This is a genomic window from Azospirillum sp. TSO22-1, assembly GCF_003116015.1.
In the GTDB taxonomy this organism is placed as follows: domain Bacteria; phylum Pseudomonadota; class Alphaproteobacteria; order Azospirillales; family Azospirillaceae; genus Azospirillum.
The window spans coordinates 12,295-32,342 of record NZ_LGQZ01000068.1 but is presented as its reverse complement, the minus strand read 5'-3'; the positions used below and the strand labels follow the sequence as shown (position 1 = coordinate 32,342).

Annotated in this window: 13 protein-coding genes; 11 read left to right on the top strand and 2 right to left on the bottom strand. The window is 69.8% G+C overall.

Annotated elements, in window-relative coordinates; genetic code table 11:
- Window positions 1-6: 6 nt before the first annotated feature.
- The 10 genes from ureC to TSO221_RS17785 all read left to right on the top strand — a co-directional run bounded on the left by ureC (window position 7) and on the right by TSO221_RS17785 (window position 15,789).
- Complete coding sequence (ureC, locus tag TSO221_RS17830; protein WP_109119865.1) at window positions 7-1,716, top strand: urease subunit alpha; 1,710 nt, start codon at window positions 7-9, stop codon at window positions 1,714-1,716.
- Window positions 1,717-1,738: 22 nt separating this feature from the next.
- A complete protein-coding gene (gene ureE / locus TSO221_RS17825) occupies window positions 1,739-2,203 on the top strand; it encodes an urease accessory protein UreE (RefSeq protein WP_109119864.1) in 465 nt (154 codons plus the stop codon).
- Between the two features lie 196 nt (window positions 2,204-2,399).
- Complete coding sequence (locus tag TSO221_RS17820) at window positions 2,400-3,074, top strand: urease accessory protein UreF (RefSeq protein WP_199229522.1); 675 nt, start codon at window positions 2,400-2,402, stop codon at window positions 3,072-3,074.
- Window positions 3,071-3,718: an urease accessory protein UreG gene (gene ureG, locus TSO221_RS17815; protein WP_109119863.1), complete on the top strand. Its 648-nt coding sequence runs from the start codon at window positions 3,071-3,073 to the stop codon at window positions 3,716-3,718. The genes TSO221_RS17820 and ureG overlap by 4 nt, the downstream gene beginning before the upstream one ends.
- 70 nt (window positions 3,719-3,788) lie before the next feature.
- Window positions 3,789-4,523, top strand: a complete 735-nt coding sequence (locus TSO221_RS17810) for a hypothetical protein (protein WP_109119862.1) — start codon at window positions 3,789-3,791, stop codon at window positions 4,521-4,523.
- Window positions 4,507-4,881 carry a hypothetical protein gene (locus tag TSO221_RS17805; protein WP_146208840.1) on the top strand — a complete coding sequence of 125 codons (375 nt, stop codon included), beginning with the start codon at window positions 4,507-4,509 and terminating at the stop codon, window positions 4,879-4,881. The genes TSO221_RS17810 and TSO221_RS17805 overlap by 17 nt, the downstream gene beginning before the upstream one ends.
- A gap of 350 nt (window positions 4,882-5,231) precedes the next feature.
- The gene (locus TSO221_RS17800) at window positions 5,232-11,603 is read left to right on the top strand and encodes a HAMP domain-containing protein (RefSeq protein ID WP_109119860.1); all 6,372 of its coding nucleotides are present in this window, start codon (window positions 5,232-5,234) and stop codon (window positions 11,601-11,603) included.
- Entirely contained in the window at window positions 11,588-13,702 is a 2,115-nt protein-coding gene (locus TSO221_RS17795) for a response regulator (protein WP_146208839.1), read from the top strand. Before TSO221_RS17800 ends, TSO221_RS17795 begins: the two co-directional genes overlap by 16 nt.
- A 34-nt stretch (window positions 13,703-13,736) precedes the next feature.
- The gene (locus TSO221_RS17790) at window positions 13,737-14,114 is read left to right on the top strand and encodes a response regulator (RefSeq protein ID WP_158284127.1); all 378 of its coding nucleotides are present in this window, start codon (window positions 13,737-13,739) and stop codon (window positions 14,112-14,114) included.
- On the top strand, window positions 14,104-15,789 hold the full coding sequence (locus tag TSO221_RS17785) for a histidine kinase dimerization/phosphoacceptor domain -containing protein (protein ID WP_109119857.1): 1,686 nt from the start codon (window positions 14,104-14,106) through the stop codon (window positions 15,787-15,789). The genes TSO221_RS17790 and TSO221_RS17785 overlap by 11 nt, the downstream gene beginning before the upstream one ends.
- 4 nt (window positions 15,790-15,793) lie before the next feature.
- Here the strand turns inward: TSO221_RS17785 and TSO221_RS17780 are convergent, their stop codons facing one another.
- Complete coding sequence (locus tag TSO221_RS17780; protein ID WP_109119856.1) at window positions 15,794-16,159, bottom strand: hypothetical protein; 366 nt, start codon at window positions 16,157-16,159, stop codon at window positions 15,794-15,796.
- A gap of 60 nt (window positions 16,160-16,219) precedes the next feature.
- On the bottom strand, window positions 16,220-17,143 hold the full coding sequence (locus TSO221_RS17775; protein WP_109119855.1) for a BON domain-containing protein: 924 nt from the start codon (window positions 17,141-17,143) through the stop codon (window positions 16,220-16,222).
- 211 nt (window positions 17,144-17,354) lie between these two features.
- On the opposite strand from TSO221_RS17775, the gene clpB reads away from it, so the two are divergent.
- Window positions 17,355-20,003 carry an ATP-dependent chaperone ClpB gene (clpB, locus tag TSO221_RS17770; protein ID WP_109119854.1) on the top strand — a complete coding sequence of 883 codons (2,649 nt, stop codon included), beginning with the start codon at window positions 17,355-17,357 and terminating at the stop codon, window positions 20,001-20,003.
- Window positions 20,004-20,048: the final 45 nt, after the last annotated feature.

Genomic DNA, 20,048 nt, shown 5'->3' with positions numbered 1-20,048 from the left:
CGGACCATGGCTCATCGCATCGAGCGCGCCGAATACGCCGCGCACTACGGCCCCACCACCGGCGACCGCGTCCGCCTCGCCGACACCGATCTGATCATCGAGGTCGAGCGCGATCACACCATCCCCGGCGAGGAGGTGAAGTTCGGCGGCGGCAAGGTGATCCGCGACGGCATGGGGCAGGGGCAGGCGACCCGCGCCGAGGGCGCCGTTGACACCGTCATCACCAACGCGCTGATCCTCGATCACTGGGGCATCGTCAAGGCCGACATCGGCCTGAAGGACGGCCGCATCGCCGGCATCGGCAAGGCGGGCAACCCCGACGTCCAGCCGGGCGTCACCATCGTCATCGGCCCCGGCACCGAGGTGATCGCCGGCGAGGGCAAGATCGTCACCGCCGGCGGCATCGACAGCCACATCCACTTCATCTGTCCGCAGCAGGTGGACGAGGCGCTGTATTCCGGCGTCACCACCATGCTGGGCGGCGGCACCGGTCCGGCGGCCGGGACCAACGCCACCACCTGCACGCCGGGGCCGTGGCACATGGCGCGCATGCTCCAGGCCGCCGAGGGGCTGCCGATCAACCTGGGCTTCTTCGGCAAGGGCAACGCCAGCCGCCCCGACGCGCTGATCGAGCAGATCATGGCGGGCGCCTGCGGCCTCAAGCTGCACGAGGACTGGGGCACCACGCCGAAGGCCATCGACACCTGCCTGACCGTCGCCGACCAGTACGACGTCCAGGTGGCGATCCACACCGACACGCTGAACGAGTCCGGCTTCGTCGAGGACACCATCGCGGCGTTCAAGGGCCGCACCATCCACGCCTTCCACACCGAGGGTGCCGGCGGCGGCCACGCGCCGGACATCATCAAGGTGGCCGGGCTGGCCAACGTGCTTCCCAGCTCGACCAACCCCACCCGCCCGTTCACCGTCAACACGGTGGACGAGCACCTGGACATGCTGATGGTGTGCCACCACCTCAGCCCGCGCATCCCCGAGGACGTCGCCTTCGCCGAGAGCCGCATCCGCCGCGAGACCATCGCGGCCGAGGACATCCTGCATGACCTCGGCGTCTTCTCCATGCTGTCGAGCGACAGCCAGGCCATGGGCCGGGTCGGCGAGGTGGTGATCCGCACCTGGCAGACCGCACACAAGATGAAGGTGCAGCGCGGCCGGCTGCCGGGCGAGGCGGGCGAGAACGACAACGCGCGGGTGAAGCGCTACGTCGCCAAATACACCATCAACCCGGCGCTGGCGCACGGCATCGCCAGCCATGTCGGCTCCGTCGAGGTGGGCAAGCTGGCCGATCTGGTGGTCTGGTCGCCGGCCTTCTTCGGGGTGAAGCCGGACATGGTGCTCAAATGCGGCACCATCGCCGCGGCGCCCATGGGCGACCCGAACGCCTCCATCCCGACGCCGCAGCCGGTGCACTACCGCCCGATGTTCGGCGCCTTCGGCAAGGCGATGCCGGCCAGCTCGGTGACCTTCGTCAGCGCGGCGGCGCTGGACGCCGGGGTGGGCGACCGGCTCGGCCTGACGCGCCAGCTGCTGGCGGTGCAGGGCTGCCGCTCGATCGGCAAGGCGGGGATGATCCATAACAACGCCACGCCGCACATCGAGGTCGATCCGGAGACCTACGAGGTGCGCGCCGACGGCGAGCTGCTGATCTGCGAGCCCGCCGCGGTTCTGCCGATGGCGCAACGCTACTTCCTGTTCTGAGGCCCAAGGAAAAGACAGAGTCATGAGACGAGCGACCGCGGTGCACGCCGCCGGCTCCTGGCCCGAAGCGCAGGCGTCCGGCAGTGTCACCTTGACCTACGATGACCGCTTCCGCCGCCGCGTGCGGCTGACCGACGACGCTGGCGAGCCGTTCCTGCTCGACCTCGCCCGCGCGCAGGTGCTGAACGAGGGCGACGGGCTGGACCTGGAGGGCGGCGGCTATCTGCGCGTCCGCGCCGCGCCGGAGCGGCTGGCCGAGGTGCACTGCCATGGCGAGGGCGACCTCGCCCGTGTCGCGTGGCACCTGGGCAACCGGCACCTGCCGGTGGAGATCGGCAAGGGCGTGGTGCGGCTGCGCTGGGACCACGTGATCGTCGGCATGCTGCACGGGCTGGGCGCGCACGTGCACGAGGTGATGGCGCCCTTCACGCCGGAGCAGGGGGCGTATTCGGGTGGAGGCGGGCATCACCACCATGACCATGACTAACCCTCTCCCGCCCCGGGAGAGGGTGGCCGCGCAGCGGCCGGGTGAGGGTGACGTCAAGGATCCTTGCACGAACCCTCACCCTCCCGCTCGTCCCGAGCGGGCCCCTCCCTCTCCCGGGGCTCTCGGCGGATGCCAAGGGCATCCGCCTGACGCCGGCAGCGCTGGCCTTCGGCCAGCGCGAGAGGCGGGAGAGGGTTTGCTCCGCCTCCTCGCGTGGCTCAGCCCCTCGTTCCCGATCGGCGGCTACACCTACTCGCACGGCGTCGAGCAGGCGGTGGAGGCCGGCTTCGTGCGCGACCGCGCCACGCTGGCCGACTGGGTCGCCTTCATCCTCGAACACGGCGCCGGCCGCAGCGATGCCGTGCTGTTCGCCACCGCCCACCGTGCCGTCGAAGCCGGCGACGAACCGGCCTTCCGCTGGGCGCTCGAACGCGCCGACGCGATGCGCGGCAGCCGCGAGATGGCGCTGGAATCCTCCGCCCAGGGCACCGCGTTCCTGTCCACCGTCGCCGCCGCGTGGCCGCTCCCCGGCCTGGACCGTTGGCAGACCATCATCGGCGCCGAATTCCGCCCCCCGGCGCACGCCGTCGCCGTCGCGCTGTGCGCCGCGCTGGCCGGCATCCCGCTGAATGCCGCGCTCGCCGGCTTCCTGCATGCCGTCGCGGCGAACCTCGTCTCCGCCGGCGTGCGCCTCGTCCCGCTCGGCCAGACCGACGGGCAGCGCGCGCTCGCCGCGCTGGAGCCCGTCGCCGCCCGCGTCGCCGCCTGGGCCGAGAGCGCATCCCCCGACGACCTCGGCGGCTGCGCGCCGATGGTCGATTGGACCTCCATGATTCACGAAACCCAGTACACGAGGCTGTTCCGCTCATGACCCTGACCGCCGCCCCGATCACCAAGAGCCATTCCGGACCGCTGCGCGTCGGCATCGGTGGGCCGGTCGGCTCCGGCAAGACCGCGCTCACCGACGCGCTGTGCAAGCGCATGCGGGAGGGCTGGGAGGTCGCCGCCATCACCAACGACATCTACACCAAGGAGGACGCGCAGTTCCTCACCCGCTCCGGCGCGCTGGCGCCCGAGCGCATCATGGGCGTGGAGACCGGCGGCTGCCCGCACACCGCCATCCGCGAGGACGCCTCCATCAACCTCGCCGCCGTGGACGAGATGGTGAAGCGCTTCCCGAACCTCGACCTGATCTTCATCGAGTCGGGCGGCGACAACCTCGCCGCGACCTTCTCGCCGGAGCTGGCGGACATCACGATCTACGTCATCGACGTCTCGGCCGGCGACAAGATCCCGCGCAAGGGCGGGCCTGGGATCACCCGCTCCGATCTCCTGGTGATCAACAAGATCGACCTCGCCCCGCTGGTCGGCGCCAGCCTGGAGGTGATGGACCGCGACGCCCGCAAGATGCGAGGCGAGCGGCCGTTCCTGTTCTCCAACCTGAAGAGCGGGCAGGGGCTGGACGACATCATCCAGTTCATCGTCACCGCCGGCGGCCTGCCCGAACCGGGCTGATCCTTTGGCCGTAGTGCACAGGCCATTGGTCAGATTGACTTAATCGGCGCAGCGGCGGCAGGGTGCGGGCATGGCCCGTCTCGCACTCGACCCCTTCACCCCCGAACAGCCGCTGAAGGTCGCGCAGCAGTACGTCGCGCTGATCCACAACGTGCTGGAGCGCCGCAACGACCTGGACGCGGAGCACGTGCGCCGCGTCGAGCAGACCATGGAACTCATCGCCAACCGCGTGATCGCCGAGGTGCGCTACGACGCCGAGCGGCTGATGTACCTGGCCGAGCGCGCCGCCGCCGACGGCTTCCCGGTGCACGAGCAGCTGATCGAGGTGGCCGGCGAGCACGAGGCGGAGATCAAGCGCCTCGGCAACGAGGTGATCCGCGAGTACAAGGCGCTGGCCCGCAAGCTGCAGATGCCGCAGAAGGTGCAGGCCGTGGTCCGCGACGTCACCGAGGCGGCGGAACGCTTCCAGGACGAGTGGCTGACCATCATCCGCCAGATGCGCCACCGCGCGCTGGCCATCGGCCGCCGCCGCGTGCCCGATCTGACGCTGGTGGTGGCGGGCGAGCTGTACACCGCCGCGCTGGCCGAGGCTGGCGGCACGCCGGAGGAGATGTCGCTGCACCCCAGCATCGCCGGCGACATGATCGTCTACGAGATGGTCATCCCGGTCGCCCGCGACCTGCTGGAGGACACGGTCCGGCTCGCCGCCATGGTCGATGCCATGCACGACCACGTGGAAACCATGGCGCCGCACCTGTGCGGCGGTCTCGCCTTGAGGTTCGTCGCCCGTGACCATGCTGCCTGACCATTACCTCGCCCTCGCCCGCGAGACGCTGGCCTCGCCGCAGGCCGGGGAAGCGCACTGGCGCGCCGCGACCCGCTTCGCCTACGACGCGGTGTTCCTGACCGTGGCGGCGGCGGTGGACCTCGACCCCACCACTTTCGCCGGCAACACCCGCGCGGTGCGCGAGGCGTTGACGGCGGCCGACACCGCCTCGGCGCCGGCCTTCATTCGGCTGGCGCGGCGGCACTGGAACACGCTGTGGCTGGCCAGCCTGCGCGCCGAGCGCGGCCTGGAGGACCCGGTGTCGCACGCCGAGGCGAAGCTCAGCGTGGCGCTCGCCGAACGGGTGCTGGCCGCCCGAACCGCCGGATTGCAATAAAAACTTTCACAACCATGAACGCGTTCACGTTGCTGCTGGCGGCGGCGGTGATGTCGCGTGTCAAATCTTCGAATGTTCAAATCATCGCCGCGACAGCGCGCCGCAATTTGTCGGGGTAATAGCCGAAATGATGTAGGGAAATACCGAATTGCTCCCGGTTTTATGCTTTATGGCTTTGGTCATATAGAACCTCTTCAGGGAGGAGCTTGGTATCGAGTGCGATTACATTCTCAACCCAACCCTAAGTGTAACGTCATGGGGATGGGCATGTCTGGAGGGGGCAATCCGACCTTGGCCGGAGGCGGTCAGCACCGGGCGCGCACCGGCCCGATCTGGCGAAGGTGCGCCCGATGACCGACGAGCGCCAGTCCACCCCCAAGGCACCGGGAAACAAGAACAAGCCGATCCTGAGGATCACGATGGCCGAGACGACCTCCGTCGAGCTGACCGCGCGCGACCTTCTGGCCGCGCTTCGCCGTTTCAAGAAGGGCGACTTCTCCGTCCGCCTGCCGCTGCATCTGACGGGCATCGACGGCGAGATCGCCGAGGCCTTCAACGACGTGGTCGAGCTGAACGAGCAGATGACCGAGGAGTTCGGCCGGCTCAGCTCGGTGGTGGGCAAGGAAGGCAAGATCAGCCAGCGCGCCAAGCTCGGCGGCGCCACTGGCAAATGGGAGAAGTGCGTCGATTCGGTCAACACGCTGATCGGCGACCTCGTGCAGCCGACCAACGAGGTGGCGCGCGTGATCGGCGCGGTGGCCAAGGGCGACCTGTCGCAGACCATGCTGCTGGAGATCGACGGGCGCCCGCTGCGCGGCGAGTTCCTGCGCATCGGCAAGATCGTGAACACCATGGTGGGCCAGCTCAACAGCTTCGCCAGCGAGGTGACCCGTGTCGCCCGCGAGGTGGGCACGGAGGGCAAGCTGGGCGGTCAGGCCCGCGTGGAAGGCGTGGCCGGCACCTGGAAGGACCTGACCGACAACGTCAACGCCATGGCGGCCAACCTGACCGCCCAGGTGCGCAACATCGCCGACGTGACGACCGCCGTGGCGAACGGCGACCTGTCGAAGAAGATCACCGTGGACGTGAAGGGCGAGATCCTGGAGCTGAAGAACACCATCAACATCATGGTGGACCAGCTCGGCTCCTTCGCCTCGGAGGTGACGCGCGTCGCTCGCGAGGTCGGCACGGAAGGCCGTCTCGGCGGTCAGGCCGTGGTGAAGGGCGTGGCCGGCACGTGGAAGGATCTGACCGACAACGTCAACCTGATGGCGACGAACCTGACCGCGCAGGTGCGCAACATCGCCGAGGTGACGACGGCGGTGGCGAAGGGCGACTTGTCGAAGAAGATCACCGTCGACGTGAAGGGCGAGATCCTGGAGCTGAAGAACACCATCAACACCATGGTGGACCAGCTCGGCTCCTTCGCTTCGGAAGTGACCCGCGTCGCCCGCGAGGTGGGCACCGAGGGCAAGCTGGGCGGTCAGGCCCAGGTCGAGGGCGTGGCCGGCACCTGGAAGGACCTGACCGACAACGTCAACGCCATGGCGGCGAACCTGACCAATCAGGTGCGCAACATCGCCGAGGTGACGACGGCGGTGGCGAACGGCGACCTGTCGAAGAAGATCACCGTCGATGTGAAGGGTGAGATCCTGGAGCTGAAGAACACCATCAACACCATGGTGGACCAGCTGAACAGCTTTGCTTCGGAAGTGACGCGCGTCGCCCGCGAGGTGGGCTCGGAAGGCAAGCTCGGCGGTCAGGCGCAGGTCAAGGGCGTCGCCGGCACCTGGAAGGACCTCACGGACTCGGTGAACCTGATGGCCGCCAACCTGACCGGTCAGGTGCGCAACATCGCCGAGGTGACGACGGCCGTCGCCAACGGCGATCTGTCGAAGAAGATCACGGTGGACGTGAAGGGCGAGATCCTGGAGCTGAAGAACACCATCAACACCATGGTGGACCAGCTCAACAGCTTCGCCTCGGAGGTGACCCGCGTGGCCCGCGAGGTCGGCACCGAAGGCCGCCTCGGCGGTCAGGCCCGCGTGGAAGGCGTGGCCGGCACCTGGAAGGACCTGACCGACAACGTCAACCTGATGGCGACGAACCTGACCGCGCAGGTGCGCAACATCGCCGAGGTGACGACCGCCGTGGCGAAGGGCGACCTGTCGAAGAAGATCACCGTCGATGTGAAGGGCGAGATTCTGGAGCTGAAGAACACCATCAACATCATGGTGGACCAGCTCAACAGCTTCGCCTCGGAAGTGACGCGCGTGGCGCGCGAGGTGGGGTCGGAAGGCAAGCTCGGCGGTCAGGCGCAGGTGGAGGGTGTCGCCGGCACGTGGAAGGACCTGACCGACAACGTCAACCTGATGGCGGCGAACCTGACGGGTCAGGTCCGCAACATCGCCGAGGTGACGACGGCGGTGGCGAACGGCGACCTGTCGAAGAAGATCACGGTGGACGTGAAGGGCGAGATCCTGGAGCTGAAGAACACCATCAACACGATGGTGGACCAGCTGGGATCCTTCGCCTCGGAAGTCACCCGCGTGGCCCGCGAGGTCGGCACGGAAGGCCGTCTCGGCGGTCAGGCGGTGGTGAAGGGCGTGGCCGGCACGTGGAAGGACCTGACCGACAACGTCAACCTGATGGCGTCGAACCTGACCTATCAGGTGCGCAACATCGCCGAGGTGACGACGGCGGTGGCGAAGGGCGACCTGTCGAAGAAGATCACGGTGGACGTGAAGGGCGAGATCCTGGAGCTGAAGAACACCATCAACATCATGGTGGACCAGCTGGGATCCTTCGCCTCGGAGGTGACCCGCGTGGCCCGCGAGGTCGGCACCGAGGGCAAGCTGGGCGGTCAGGCGCAGGTCGAGGGCGTGGCCGGCACGTGGAAGGACCTGACCGACAACGTCAACGCGATGGCGGCGAACCTGACCAACCAGGTGCGCAACATCGCCGAGGTGACGACGGCGGTGGCGAACGGCGACCTGTCGAAGAAGATCACGGTGGACGTCCGCGGCGAGATCCTGGAGCTGAAGAACACCATCAACACGATGGTGGACCAGCTGAACAGCTTCGCCAGCGAGGTGACGCGCGTCGCCCGCGAGGTCGGCACGGAGGGCAAGCTGGGCGGCCAGGCGGTGGTGAAGGGCGTTGCCGGCACGTGGAAGGACCTGACCGACAACGTCAACCTGATGGCGGCGAACCTGACCGGTCAGGTGCGCAACATCGCCGAGGTGACGACCGCCGTGGCGAACGGCGACCTGTCGAAGAAGATCACGGTGGACGTGAAGGGCGAGATCCTGGAGCTGAAGAACACCATCAACACCATGGTGGACCAGCTGAACAGCTTCGCCTCGGAAGTGACCCGCGTGGCCCGCGAGGTCGGCACGGAAGGCCGTCTCGGCGGTCAGGCGGTGGTGAAGGGCGTGGCCGGCACCTGGAAGGACCTGACCGACAACGTCAACATGATGGCGACCAACCTGACCAACCAGGTGCGCGGCATCGCCGAGGTGGTCACCGCGGTTGCCCAGGGCAACCTGAAGCGCAAGCTGACGGTGGACGCCAAGGGCGAGATCGCGGCGCTGGCCGACACCATCAACGGCATGATCGAGACGCTGGCCATCTTCGCCGATCAGGTGACCAACGTCGCCCGCGAGGTCGGCATCGAGGGCAAGCTGGGCGGGCAGGCCAAGGTGCCGGGCGCCACCGGCGTGTGGCGCGACCTGACCGACAACGTCAACGCCATGGCCGCCAACCTGACCACCCAGGTGCGCGCCATCGCCGAGGTCGCCACCGCCGTGACCAAGGGCGACCTGACCCGGTCCATCACCGTCGAGGCCTCGGGCGAGGTCGCGGCGCTGAAGGACAACATCAACGAGATGATCCGCAACCTCAAGGACACCACCTTGAAGAACGCGGAGCAGGACTGGCTGAAGACCAACCTCGCCAAGTTCACCCGCATGCTGCAGGGCGAGCGCGATCTGGTGACGGTCTCCAACCTGATCCTGTCCGAGCTGGCGCCGCTGGTGCTGGCGCAGCACGGCGTCTTCTACATCGCCAACACCGAGGACGAGGAGGTCAGCTTCGACCTCGTGGCGTCCTACGCCTACAAGACCCGCAAGCACCTCTCCAACAGCTTCAAGCTGCGCGAGAGCCTGGTCGGCCAGTGCGCGTTCGAGAAGCAGCCGATCCTGCTGACCAACGTGCCCAGCGACTATATCCAGATCAACTCGGGCCTGGGCGAATCGCCGCCGATGAGCATCATCGTGCTGCCCGTCCTCTTCGAGGGCGAGGTGAAGGCGGTGCTGGAGCTGGCTTCCTTCAGCCTGTTCAGCGAGACGCACCGCAGCTTCCTCGACCAGCTCATGGAATCGATCGGCATCGTGCTGAACACGATCGCGGCGACCATGCGCACCGAGGGCCTGCTGAAGCAGTCGCAGCTGCTGACCGCCGAGCTGCAGAGCCAGCAGGAGGAGCTGAAGAAGACCAACGACCGGCTGGAGCAGCAGGCCACCTCGCTGCGCCAATCCGAGGAGATGCTCAAGTCCCAGCAGGACGAGCTGCGCCGCACCAACGAGGAGCTGGAGGAGAAGGCGGAGCTGCTGTCCCGCCAGAAGATGCAGGTGGAGGCGAAGAACCGCGAGGTCGAGATGGCCAAGCGGGCGCTGGAGGAGAAGGCCGAGCAGCTGGCCCTCACCTCCAAGTACAAGAGCGAGTTCCTGGCCAACATGAGCCACGAGCTGCGCACGCCGCTGAACTCCCTGCTGATCCTGTCGAAGCTGCTGGCCGACAACCCGCAGGGCAACCTGAACGACAAGCAGATCGAGTTCTCGCGCACCATCCACGCCGCCGGCTCCGACCTGCTGGCGCTGATCAACGACATCCTCGACCTGTCGAAGATCGAGTCCGGCACGGTGTCCATCGAGGTGGGCGACGTCCAGCTCCCCGACATGGTGGAGCACCTGGAGCGCTCGTTCCGTCAGGTGGCGCAGAACAAGAAGCTGTCGTTCAGGATCGCCGTGGACGAGGTGGTGCCGAAGATCATCCGCACCGACGAGAAGCGCCTGCAGCAGGTCATCAACAACCTGCTGGCCAACGCCTTCAAGTTCACCGATACGGGCGGCGTGACGCTCGGCATCGCTCCGGTGCCGGAGGGCTGGGACCCGCAGAACGGTGCCTTGGCCGGGGCGGAGCAGGTGCTCGCCTTCTCGGTCACCGACACCGGAATCGGCATCGCCGAGGACAAGCAGCGCATCATCTTCGAGGCGTTCCAGCAGGCCGACGGCACCACCAGCCGCAAGTACGGCGGCACCGGCCTGGGCCTCTCCATCAGCCGCGAGATCGCGCAGCGCCTGGGCGGCGAGATCCGCGTCGCCAGCGCGCCGGGCGAGGGCAGCACCTTCACCCTGTACCTGCCGATGCGCCTGGAGCCGGGTGCGGAGAAGCCGGCCGCGCACACGCCGGCCAGCCCGGTGGCCGCGGCGGCCGAGCGCTTCGTGCTGGTGCAGACCGACCACCGCGACGACCGCGAGGCCCTGAGCGGCAACGACGTCATCATGGTGGTGGTGGAGCCCGACCCGACCGCCGCCCGCTCGATCATGGAGCTGGCGCGCGAGAAGGACTTCAAGGTCGTGCTGTCGCAGACCGGCAACGGCGCCATCCCGCTGATCCGCAAGGTGAAGCCCAGCGCCGTCACCATCGACCTGCACCTGCCGGACATCGACGGCGTGGCCTTGCTCGAACTCATCAAGCACGACCTGGAGCTGCGGCACATCCCGGTGCACGTCATAGCACCCGAGGAGAGCCGGCAGCGCTGCCGCGACGTCGGCGCCTTCGGCGTCACCACGACGCCGGTGGACCTGCAGAAGCTCGGCGCCGCCTTCACCGCGCTGCGCGGCGTGGTGGCGCGCGACCTGATGCGGGTGCTGCTGGTGGTCAGCGACGCCGACCTGCGCGCCGAGCTGTCGGCGCAGATCGCCGGCGAGGACGTGCAGATCACCGAGGCCGCCACGGCCAAGGAGGCGCAGCGCGTGCTGGAGAAGGAGCCGTTCGACTGCGTCGTCCTCAGCTCCGGCCTGCCGCGCTCGGCGATGATCCCGCTGATCGAGCGGATCCGCGACAGCAACCCGGCGCTGCCGGTGGTGGTCTACCTGAAGAAGCCGCTGACCGACGCCGAGGCGGAGAAGCTGGACGTGCTGGGCCAGACCGTCCTGCTGCGCCACGCCGGGACGCCGGACCAGCTGCTCGACGAGACGGCCAAGCTGCTGCACCGGCCGCTGTCCAACCTGACGCCGGAAGACCGGCAGAAGGTCGAGGCGCTGCGGCAGGAGCAGAGCGCCCTGACCGGCCGGACGATCCTCATTGTCGATGACGACATCCGCAACATCTTCTCCATGACCAGCGTCCTGGAGCAGCACCGGATGAACGTCCTGTTCGCCGAAAACGGCCGCGACGGCATCAACCTGCTGAAGTCCAACGCGCACGTGGACGTCGCCCTGGTCGATGTCATGATGCCGGAGATGGACGGCTACGAGGTGATGCGGGAGATCCGCGCCATCGAGGATTTCCAGCGCCTGCCGGTCATCGCCGTGACGGCGAAGGCCATGCAGGGCGACCGCGAGAAGTGCCTGGAGGCCGGGGCCAGCGACTACATCGCCAAGCCGGTCGAGGTCGACCGCCTGCTCGCCACGCTGCGGGCGTGGCTGCATCGATGATCGCCGGCAACGGGGATACCGGGGCGTTGGGCTTCGGGACCGAGACGCGGGCGAGCGTCCTGCTCGTCGACGACGACCCGCACAACCTGTTCGCGCTGGAACAGGCGCTGTCCACCCTCGACATCGACGCGGTCAAGGCCGCGTCGGGCGAGGCGGCGCTGCGCCACCTGCTCAAGCGCGACTTTGCGCTGATCCTGCTGGACGTCCACCTGCCGGGCCTGAACGGCTACGAGGTGGCGTCCATGGTCCGCCAGCGCGAGCGCAACCGCAACGTGCCGATCATCTTCCTGTCGGGCGTCGACAAGGACGACGTGCACTTCTTCCGCGGCTATTCCGCCGGGGCGGTCGACTACGTCCTGAAGCCGGCCGACCCGGTGGTGCTGCGTTCCAAGGTCGCGGTGTTCGTCGACCTGTTCAACAAGTCGCGGGAGCTGCAGCGGCAGGTCGCCATCAAGCAGAAGCTGCTGGACGACAACATCCGCGCCAACGCCGAACGCCGCATGGCCGAGGAGGCGCTGCAGCGCGTCGAGGAGCGGCGCGGCGCCATCGTCCGCTCGCTGCCGGTGGCGCTCTACAGCGTCGATCTGGCCAACACCGAGAGCGACGGCCTGCCCGGGCCGCAGTTCGTCGGCGACACCATCCAGAGCCTGTCCGGATTCCCGGCGCAGGCCTTCGCCGACGCGCCGGACCTCTGGCGGTCGCGCATCCATCCCGACGACCTCAGCCGCGCGCTGACCGAGAAGGCGGCGGCTCTGGCGTCGGGCGCCTTCACCATCGAGTACCGCTGGAAGGCGGCGGATGGCGAGTACCGCCACATCCTCGACCAGGGCGTGCTGGTGCGCGCCGCCGGCAACGGCGCGACGTCGGCGCGCGAGCTGGTCGGCACATGGCTCGACATCACCGACCGCCGCAAGGCCGAGCAGCAGCTCGCCCAGGTGCAGAAGATCGATGCGCTGGGCCAGCTGACCGGCGGCATCGCGCACGACTTCAACAACATGCTGGCCGTCATCATCGGCAACCTGGAGCGGGTGCAGACCCAGTTGCAGACCGGCGACGCCAAGCTGGCGATGCGCGTGGACATGGCGATGCAGGGGGCGCTGCGCTGCTCCGACCTGACGCGCCAGCTGCTCGCCTTCGCGCGGCGCCAGCCGTTGCAGGCGGCGCCGCTCGACGTCAACGGGATGGTGCGGGACATGATGCAGATGTTCCACCGCACGCTGGAGGACGAGATCGCCATCGACACCAAGCTGGCGGCCGATCTCGGCACGCTGGTGGTGGATCGGGCGCAGGTCGAGTCCATGCTGCTCAACCTCGTGGTCAACGCCCGCGACGCCATGCCGGACGGCGGCACCATCACCATCGGGACGGAGAACCTGACCATCGGCGACGGCGACCGGGTGTTCCCCGAGGCCGCGCCCGGCGACTACATCCACCTTGCCGTGGCGGACACCGGCACCGGCATGCCGCCCGAGGTGCGCGACCGCGCCTTCGAGCCGTTCTTCACCACCAAGGAGCTGGGCCGCGGCACCGGCTTGGGGCTCAGCATGATCTACGGCTTCGTCAAGCAGTCGGGCGGCGCCATCCGCATCGACAGCGAGGTCGGCCGGGGCACGAGCATCCGCATCCTGCTGCCGCGCTCGGCCGGGCCGGCGCCGAAGCCGGTGCTGACCCTGGCCGAGGAGGCCGACTGCCCGCCGGCCCGGGCCGGCGAGACGGTGCTGCTGGTCGAGGACGACCACGGCGTGCGCCAGATGGCGGCGGAGGAACTGCGCGACCTCGGCTACACCGTCGTCGAGGCGCCGCACGCCGCGGCGGCGCTGGAGCGGCTGGACGAGGGGGCGACGCCGGACATCCTGTTCACCGACATCGCCATGCCCGGCGGCATGAACGGCTTCGACCTCGCCGCCACCGCGGTGGCGGAGCGGCCGGGCCTGCGGGTGCTCTACACCTCCGCCTATCCGGAGTTCGCGCTCGCCCGCTCCAAGCAGGTGCGCATCGAGGCGCCGCTGCTGCAGAAGCCCTACTACCGGCACGAGCTGGCCCGCGCGCTGCGGGGGCAGCTCGACCAGCCGGCGACCAGGGAGGTGACGGCACCGTAACGCGGGCCGCCGACCCATGACGAAGGACGAGACCATGCCCATTAGGGTGCTGATCATCGAGGACGAACCGCTCATCGTCCTCGACCTCAAGGCGATCCTGGGGGAGCTGGGCTGCGAGGTGGCCGCCGTCGCCGGCACCGCCGAGGAGGCGCTGGAGGCCGCCGGGCGCGAGCGCCTCGACCTGATCCTCGCCGACATCCGCCTGCCCGGCCCGATGGACGGCATCGACGCGGTGAAGGCGATCCAGGCGCGCGCGCGCATCCCGGTTCTGTTCGTCACCGGCAACTGGCGCGAATTGCGCGACCGCGGCCTGCCCGACGCCATGGCGATCGGCAAGCCGTACCTGCCCTCGGTGCTGCGGCAGGCGATCCAGACGGTCATGGGCCAGACGGTGACGGGCAATGGCCGATAGCGGCGCGGCGCGCTCCCGCCGGTTCGTCCGCGAGCGGCTGGCCGGCTACGCGGCGCTGGCCTGCCTGGGCGTGGTGGCCGGCGTGTTCGGCCTGTTCGCCGTGGCGAGCTACGACCGGCTCGTCACGCGGGCCGAGCAGCAGGCGCACGACACCGCCTTCTTCTTCGCCGACCACGGCTCCCGCCTGTTCGAGGCGGCCGACCTCGCCACCAGCGAGGCGGTCGCCGCGCTGGAGGGCGAGCCGTGGGAGAAGGTGTCCGGGTCCCGCCGCGCCGCCCAGGCGCTGGAGCGGTTGAGCGACCGCTTCCCCTACACCGACGCGCTGTTCCTGACCGACACCGAGGGCCGCATCCGGCTGGTCAGCAACAGCTTCCCGGCGCCGGACGTCGACGTCTCGGACCGCGAGTACTTCACCAGCCACCGCGAGGGGCGCCGCGGCCTGTACGTCAGCCGCCTGCTGATCAGCCGCACCACAGGCAATCCCGGCTTCGTGCTGAGCCGCGGCATCTACGGCGACGACGGGGAGTTCCGCGGCGTCGCCGCCGCGATCATCGCGACTAACTATCTGGCGGAGTTCTACCGCTCCATCAACCTGCCCTTCGAGCCGACGGTCTCGCTGTTCCGCGCCGACTTCCAGCCGCTGGTGCGCCAGCCCGGCACCGTCGAGCCCGACAACCCGGGCCGCCTGCCGGGGGAGGCGCTGATCCGCAAGGCGCTCGGCGACTCCCCCTCGACCGAACTGGCGACGGTGTCGGGCAAGGCCGGCGGGGAGGAGCTGATCCTCGGCTACGCCAAGATCGAGAACGTGCCGCTGTACGTCAGCGTCGCCATCGACCGGCCGGCGCTGCTGCGCGTCTGGCTGGATGAATCGCGGGTGCCCGGCGCCACGGCGGCGGTGGCGCTGGCGGCGCTGGGCGCCCTGACCGTCTTCGTCTTCCGGCAGGCGCGCCGCGACGAGGAGGCCAAGCGCCTGCTGGAGAGCACGGTGGAGGCCCGCACCTCCGACCTGCGCAGCGCCAACCGGCAACTGGAGGTGCTGGTGCAGGAGGTGCACCACCGGGTGAAGAACAACCTCCAGGTCATCTCCAGCATGCTGCGCCTGCAGTCGATCCAGATGAGCGACGACGGCGTGCGCAAGGCCCTGCAGGACTCGGTCAACCGCGTCCACGCCATGAGCCTTGTGCACGAGATGCTGAGCGGCGCCGGCGACCGCGCCGGCCTGGAATTCCGCGAGTACCTCCGCGACCTCACCGACCAGCTCAAGGAATCCTACGGCGCCGGCGACCGGGTGGCGATCGCCATCGCGTGCGACGACCTCACCCTCGACATGACGCAGGGCATCCTGCTGGCGCTGATCGTCAACGAGATCTTCTCGAACGCGCTGAAGCACGCGTTCCCGCCCGGCCACCCCGGCGAGCTGCGCATCGCGCTGGAGCGGCAGGGGGCGCGGGCGCGCCTGACCATGCGGGACGACGGCGTCGGCCTGCCGGCCGGCTTCGACTGGCGCAAGGCGAGCAGCCTCGGCCTGCAGATCGTGCAGTCGCTGGCCACCAAGCTGGGCGGCGAGGCGTCGCTGACCACGGCCGGCGCCACCTGCTTCACCCTGGTCTTCCCGCTCGGCAACGCCGCCGCCGCGGACGCGGATCTTCCGGCCGACGCGGTGGGCGCGCTGTAGGCGCCTACCGGTACGCCCCGCCGCAGTCCGGCGTGCCCGGCGGGCAGTGCGTGCCGGTCGGGATCTGGCTGGCGTGCGGCGACGAGCCGGAGGTGCCCTGGTCGGGCGCCGTGTAGTCGCTCGGCCCGTACGGCGTGTAGCCGGTCAGCGGCACCGACGGCGGGTACAGCGTCGTGGTCGTCGTGGTCGTCGTCGTGCTGCCGCCGGAGCCGTAGGTGTAGGTCTGCGTCGAACCGGCCATCGGCGCCGTGCCGCGGCCGTCCCAGTTGGTGGCGCCGGGCGCCCCTCCCGAATAACCGAGATCCGCCGCCAAGGCGCCGCCCATGGCGAGGGCCAGGGCCGCCGCCGTGCCGATCAGAACTGAGCGCATCGTCGTCCTCTCCATGCCGAAAGCGGCGCCCGGCGGACCGTCCGCCGGGCGCCGGGTGCCTCAGGTGCGCGTCCGGGTGCCGGCCCCGGTGCCGGCCCCGGTGGTGGTGCCTGTGGTGCTGGTCCCGGTTCCGGTGGTCGTGCCGGAACCCGTCGTGGTGCCGCCCATGCCGGCCATGGCGCTGGCGCCGGCGCTGGTCGCCGAGCCCGTGCCGGTCCCCATGCCCGGGCTCTGGCGGACGCGCAGGTTGTTCTGCACGTGGGTCACGCCGGAGACCGCCTCGGCGAGGTCCTCGGCGCGGCGCTTGGCGCTGCGGTGGTCGACGTGACCGGTCAGCGTGACCTCGCCGTTGCTGACGCCGATGTCGATGTCGGAGGCATCGACGTACCGGTCGTCGGTCAGCCGGTCGCTGACATCCTCGCGGATGCGGTCGTCGGAGCGGGTGTAGCCGCGCGGGCCGCGGCCGCGGTGGTCGCGTATCTCGTCCATGCGGCGGCGGCGCTCGGCGTCCTCGTCGCCGAACCAGGAGGCGACCTCGTCGCCGGCCCGTTCCAGGAAGCCGCGATCCTCATCGCGGCCACGGCCGCCGGTGCCCCACTGTTCGGCGCGCGAGCGCCCGTAGGAGCCGCTGCCGTACGTGTCGCGCCCGCCCATGGCGCGGTCGCGCTCGTAGCCGTAGCTGCGGTCCTCGCCGTAGCCGCTGCCCATGTCGCTGCCGTAATCGCGGTAGCCGTAGTCCCGGCGCCGGTCGTCGTCGCGATCATAGTCGCCGCGGGCATAGCGGCGCATGTCGTCCATCATGCCGCGGGCGTAGTCGGCGCCGCGGTCGATCGCGCGCTCCACGCCCCGGCCGTAACTGCGGTCGCGGTCCATGTCGGTCCGGTAGTCGCCGGGGCCGCGGTACTGGTAGTCGCGCCGCGCGTACTCGCGGGTGTCGTCCCAATCCCGGCGCCCGCGTCCCCAACGGTCCTCGTAATCCCTCATGGCGTCGTCCCTCCTTGGTGTGCTGAGCCTCGGGCTCTTGCCCTGCAAACCGGCGGGGCACCTCGGAGGTTCCTCCCCGGACTTGAACGCAGGCGTGGGTTCGCCCACCTGATAGGCCTGAGGGCGACGGGCGGCTGCGCATGGTGCGGGCCGATCCTCCGGTGCTCTCGCCGCGCCTCGGGAAGAGGGCGGAACCATAACGGAGTGCCTTATGGACTTCGGTCAATTCACCGAACGTGCGCGCGGCGCGATCCAGGCTGCGCAGATGACGGCCCTGGCCGGCCGCCACCAGAATTTGCTCCCCGAACACCTCGTGAAGGCGCTGCTCGACGACGCCGACGGGCAGACGCGCCGCATCGTGCGCGATGCCGGCGGCGACCCCGACCTGCTGCTCGCCGCCGCCGAGGAGACGCTGGAGCGCCAGCCGACCAACGAGGGCCCCGGCCCGCACCCGATCTACATGTCCCCGGCGCTGGCCGGCGTGCTGAACGGCGCCGTGCAGGCCGCCCGCGCCTCCGGCGACCGCTTCGTCACCGCCGAGCGCCTGCTGGAGGGCCTGGCGACGCCGCTGCGCAGCGAGTTCCTGCGCGCCGGCGTCGACCCGCAGGGCCTGACCCAGGCGGTGCAGCACCTGCGCCAGGGCCGCAAGGCCGAGGCGGAGGACGCCGAGCAGGGCTGGGAAGCCCTGAAGAAGTACGCCCGCGACCTCACCGAGGAGGCGCGGCAAGGCAAGATCGACCCCATCATCGGCCGCGACGACGAGATCCGCCGGACCATCCAGGTCCTCGCCCGCCGCACCAAGAACAACCCGGTGCTGATCGGCGAACCCGGCGTCGGCAAGACCGCCGTGGTGGAAGGGCTGGCCCAGCGCCTGGCATCCGGCGACGTGCCGGAGGGCCTGAAGGACCGCCGGGTGCTGGCGCTCGACCTCACCGCGCTGCTGGCCGGCGCCAAGTTCCGCGGCGAGTTCGAGGAGCGGCTGAAGGCCGTGCTGACCGAGGTGCAGGCCGCCCAGGGGCGGATCATCCTGTTCATCGACGAACTGCACACGCTGATCGGCGCCGGCCGCGGCGACGGCGCCATGGACGCCGCCAACATGCTGAAGCCGGCGCTGGCGCGTGGCGAACTGCGCTGCGTCGGCGCCACCACGCCGGACGAGTACCGCCGCTACATCGAGAAGGACGCCGCCCTGGCCCGGCGCTTTCAGCCGGTGAACGTGGACGAGCCCTCGGCCGAGGACGCCGTGTCGATCCTGCGCGGCATCAAGGGCAAGTACGAGGTGCACCACGGCGTGCGCATCGCCGACGCGGCGGTGGTCGCGGCGGTGAGCCTGTCGGCGCGCTACATCGGCGACCGCCGGCTGCCCGACAAGGCCATCGACCTCGTGGACGAGGCCGCCAGCCGCCTGCGCATGGCCATCGACAGCAAGCCGGAGGCGCTCGACGCCGTCGGCCGCCGCGTCGCCCAGCTGAAGATCGAGCGCGAGGCCCTGAAGGCCGAGCCGGACGCCGCCTCGCGCGACCGCCTGGAGAAGCTGGAGCACGAGCTGGCCGACGCGGAGGCCCGCCAGTCCTCCATGGAGGAGGAGTGGCGCGCCTCGCAGAGCCGCCGCACCGAGGGCCGGCGCCTCAAGGAGGAGCTGGACCAGGCCCGCACCGCGCTGGAGCGCGCCCAGCGCGACGGCGAGTGGGCGAAGGCCGGCGAGCTGGCCTACGGCGTCGTCCCCGACCTGGAGAAGCGCCTCGCCGAGGCCGAGGCGCGCGCCTCGACCGAGCGCGAGGAGGTCACCTCCCGCGACATCGCCAACGTGGTGACGCGTTGGACCGGCATCCCGGTGGACAAGATGCTGGAGGGTGAGCGCACCCGCCTCAAGGGCATGGAGGACAAGCTGGGCGAGCGCGTCGTCGGGCAGGCGGAGGCCGTCCGGGCGGTGTCCAAGGCGGTGCGGCGCGCCCGTGCCGGCCTGAAGGACCCGAACCGGCCGACCGGCTCGTTCCTGTTCCTGGGCCCGACCGGCGTCGGCAAGACCGAGCTGGCCAAGGCGCTGGCCGGGTTCCTGTTCGACGACGAGACGGCGATCACCCGCCTCGACATGAGCGAGTACATGGAGAAGCACACGGTCAGCCGGATGGTCGGCTCGCCGCCGGGCTACGTCGGCTACGACGACGGCGGCACGCTGGCCGAGAAGATCCGGCGCCGGCCGTATCAGGTGATCCTGCTCGACGAGGTCGAGAAGGCGCACCCGGACGTGCTGAACGTGCTGCTCCAGGCGCTCGACGACGGGCGGCTGACGGACGGGCAGGGGCGCACGGCGGACTTCCGCCACGCCATCCTGATCATGACGTCGAACCTCGGCGCCGAGGCGCTCACCGCCCTCGGCGAGGGCGAGTCCATGGACGGCGTCCGGGTCGAGGTGATGGACGCGGTGCGCCGCGCCTTCCGGCCGGAGTTCCTGAACCGGCTGGACGACGTGCTGATCTTCCGCCGCCTGGGCCGCGAGCAGATGGCGAGCATCGTCGACATCCAGCTCGCCCGCGTGAACGAGCGGCTGGCCGAGCGCGGCCTGACGCTGGTGGCGGACGGCGAGGCCAAGCGGCGCCTCGGCGACCTCGGCTGGGATCCGGCGTTCGGTGCGCGTCCGCTGAAGCGGGCGGTGCAGACCTACGTCGAGGATCCCATCGCCGAATTGCTGCTCGACCGCGAGGAGGAGGAGCGCACCACGCTCGCCCTGTCCGTGGTGGACGGCAAGCTGGCGCTGGACGGCCTGCCGGTCGAGGACGACCGCGGCCACGGCTTCAAGGCGCCGGAACGCCCGCCGCTCGGCTTCGCGCTGAGCGGGCGGAGCGCCTCGGTGCACTGACGGCGGGAAAAAGCCCCTCTCTTCGGAGAGGGGTTTTTTTCTTGC

Coding starts and splice junctions, on each gene's coding strand:
- TSO221_RS17800 (WP_109119860.1), top strand. CDS start 5,232: ATGACCGACGAGCGCCAGTCCACCCCCAAGGCACCGGGAAACAAGAAC.
- ureE (WP_109119864.1), top strand. CDS start 1,739: ATGAGACGAGCGACCGCGGTGCACGCCGCCGGCTCCTGGCCCGAAGCG.
- ureC (WP_109119865.1), top strand. CDS start 7: ATGGCTCATCGCATCGAGCGCGCCGAATACGCCGCGCACTACGGCCCC.
- TSO221_RS17775 (WP_109119855.1), bottom strand. CDS start 17,143: ATGAGGGATTACGAGGACCGTTGGGGACGCGGGCGCCGGGATTGGGAC.
- TSO221_RS17790 (WP_158284127.1), top strand. CDS start 13,737: ATGCCCATTAGGGTGCTGATCATCGAGGACGAACCGCTCATCGTCCTC.
- ureG (WP_109119863.1), top strand. CDS start 3,071: ATGACCCTGACCGCCGCCCCGATCACCAAGAGCCATTCCGGACCGCTG.
- TSO221_RS17780 (WP_109119856.1), bottom strand. CDS start 16,159: ATGCGCTCAGTTCTGATCGGCACGGCGGCGGCCCTGGCCCTCGCCATG.
- TSO221_RS17810 (WP_109119862.1), top strand. CDS start 3,789: ATGGCCCGTCTCGCACTCGACCCCTTCACCCCCGAACAGCCGCTGAAG.
- clpB (WP_109119854.1), top strand. CDS start 17,355: ATGGACTTCGGTCAATTCACCGAACGTGCGCGCGGCGCGATCCAGGCT.
- TSO221_RS17785 (WP_109119857.1), top strand. CDS start 14,104: ATGGCCGATAGCGGCGCGGCGCGCTCCCGCCGGTTCGTCCGCGAGCGG.